This window comes from Thauera phenylacetica B4P (genome assembly GCF_000310225.1).
Lineage (GTDB): Bacteria > Pseudomonadota > Gammaproteobacteria > Burkholderiales > Rhodocyclaceae > Thauera > Thauera phenylacetica.
Window position 1 is genome coordinate 1 of the sequence record NZ_AMXF01000389.1, and the last position, 2,272, is coordinate 2,272.

Sequence of the window (2,272 nt, forward strand, 5' to 3'; positions counted from 1 at the left end):
CCACCGGCTCGGCGCCGAGGGCGGTGTCGACCGAGACCGGCTGGCCGGTGCCGCTCTCGAACACCACGTCCCGGCTCGACAGGGTGAGGTTGATCGATGCGCGCAAGGGCACGCCGCCCGCGGCGAAGAAGTCGAGGGTCTCCTTGTACTGCTCGACCAGGCCGGTGAAGGCGTAGGCCCCCCAGCTGAACTTCACCGTCGGCGGCACGTTCTTGTCCTTCCCGGCGGATACCGGCTGCAGCAGCCTGGCCATCCTGTCGGTGGTGACGCGCACGTCCTCGCCGCTGTCGGTGGTGTCGAACACCAGGTCCATGGTCAGCTTGGCGGTGGTCTGGCTGACGTACTGCTTCTTCTTCGCGCCCTTGCCCTCTTCCTTGAGGGTGTTGGAGACGGTGTATTGCAGGCTGGCCGGGTTGAAATGCACCGCGACGACGAAGCGCTGGCCGGTGAGGGTCTCGAAGCTCGCCGCGTCGTCGATCAGGTCGGGGGGCTGTTGCGGCATGGTCCCTGCCTCAGCTCACCAGCACCAGGCCCTCATGGGCCAGGTGCAGTTCCTCGATGCCGACCTCGGTGCCCCTGGCGTCGAGGTCGGCGGCCTTGAACTTGACCGGCAGCGCGCGCCGCAGCGCCCAGCGCAGCACCGGCTCGTCGCGCGCGTTGCGCATCTCGATCTCCACCTCCATGCGGTACGCGTAGGCGCCGCCGGCGACGCTGGCGAACCAGTCCCAAAGCGCCTGGCGGTTGTCGCGGCTGCGGGTCATGCCGCGCTTGAGCACGACGGTGGCGAAGCTCACCGGGCCCGCACGCTGCACCGCGCCGTAGTTGGCGCCGCCGACCTTGATCACCTTCGGCTCCATGGTCGCCTCCAGCCCGGTGCACTCGGCGAAGGCGCCCTGGCACAGCGGCAGCTCGCTGCCCGCGGCGCCCCCGAGTGGCTGCGGCCGGAAGCTGACGTGGAAGCGGAAGACGCCGAGCGGGGCGGCGTCGAGGCGTTCCTGCTGCCTGCTGTCGAGCGCTGCGGCCATCACGTCACCTCGCTGGTCGTGGCGACCGCGCCAGCGCCGGCGAGCTCGAGCACCACGGTGATGCGCTCGACCGCGGCCGCGGGCAGCAGGCTCACCTGCGCGCGCAGGCGGCCGTTGTCGAGATCGTTGCGGCTCATCGTGCCGAGGTCGCAGCGCACGCTGAAGGCCTCGTCGGGGTCGGCGCCGCCGAGGCCACCCTCGCGCCAGAAGGCGCTCAGGGTGTTCTCCAGGCTGCGCTCGACGCTGCGCCAAAGCGCCGGGCTGCTGGCCTCGAAGACCGTGTTTGCGGCCACCGTGCGCGCGGCGCGCAGCACCGCGCCCATCAGCCGGGTGACGCCGCCGGCGCGCCAGGCCTCGTCGGCCGCCGTGCTGACGTCGGACTGCAGCGCCCAGCCGCCGCCGGGCTGCGGCGCGACGACGCACACCCGGCGCGCGAGGGCGTCGGTGGCGGTGGCGGCGATCGCGCTCCAGGGCAGCACCGGCTCGGTGCCGAAGACCGCCGGCAGGGGCGTGCCCGCCACCGAGCGGAAGGTGCCGTGGGCGAGCGCATTGCGGGCGACGAGGCCGGCGAGCAAGCCGTCCGGGGCTTCGAGCCGGCCTGGCAGGTCGGCGCCCTGCGCGGTCTTGAGCCAGGGCCAGGCGAGCTGGACGAAGGCGCTCGCGGTCGCTGCGCCTTCGCCTGCGGCGGCGGGCGCCAGCACCCCGCTGCGCTCCAGGTAGGCCAGCATGTCCGCCTGCGCCCATGTGTCGCCCGCGGCGGCAGCGTGGCGCAGGTCGCGGGTGGGCAGGGGCAGGGCGGCGAGCAGCAGCTTGTCGCGGTGGTGGCGGGCAAGCTGCAGGCGCACCTGGCCGATCGCGTCCCCCCAGGCCGCGAAACCCGCGCCATCGCAGCGCGGCGGGGCCAGCGCGCGCAGGGCGAGGTCTTCGCCGCCGCCGTTGCTCCCGCCATCGCTGCATTCGACGAAGACTTCCGCCGCGGCGGGCGGTTCGGTCGCGACCGCCACCGTCGCGGGGTCGGCTGCGCAAAGGTCGGGCAGGTCGGGGAGGCACACCAGGGTGGTCTCGGGCAGCCCGTGCAGGTGGCCGATGCCGCGCCAGCTCGACGGATCCATCGCGCTCGCGCCGGGTGCCAGCAAGGCCTCGAGGCGCGTGGCGCGGTGCGCGGCGCGTGCGCCGGCGGCTTCGAGGTGGGGCCAGGGGTCGCCGCAGCGCACGATCACCGCGCGGCGGCCGCCGCAGGCGAAGTA

3 protein-coding genes are annotated in these 2,272 nt (G+C 73.8%); all 3 read right to left on the minus strand.

Annotated features, from left to right (window positions below):
• On the minus strand, positions 1-502 hold a 502-nt coding region (locus C667_RS22320; RefSeq protein WP_004386236.1), incomplete at its 3' end, for a CIS tube protein.
• 10 nt (positions 503-512) lie between these two features.
• Complete coding sequence (locus C667_RS22325; protein WP_004386237.1) at positions 513-1,025, minus strand: phage tail protein; 513 nt, start codon at positions 1,023-1,025, stop codon at positions 513-515.
• On the minus strand, positions 1,025-2,272 hold a 1,248-nt coding region (locus C667_RS22330; RefSeq protein ID WP_004386238.1), incomplete at its 5' end, for a hypothetical protein. The genes C667_RS22325 and C667_RS22330, both read right to left, overlap by 1 nt.

Bases quoted from the DNA above. Each gene is read 5' to 3' on its own strand.
- C667_RS22325 (WP_004386237.1), bottom strand. From the start codon at position 1,025: ATGGCCGCAGCGCTCGACAGCAGGCAGCAGGAACGCCTCGACGCCGCC.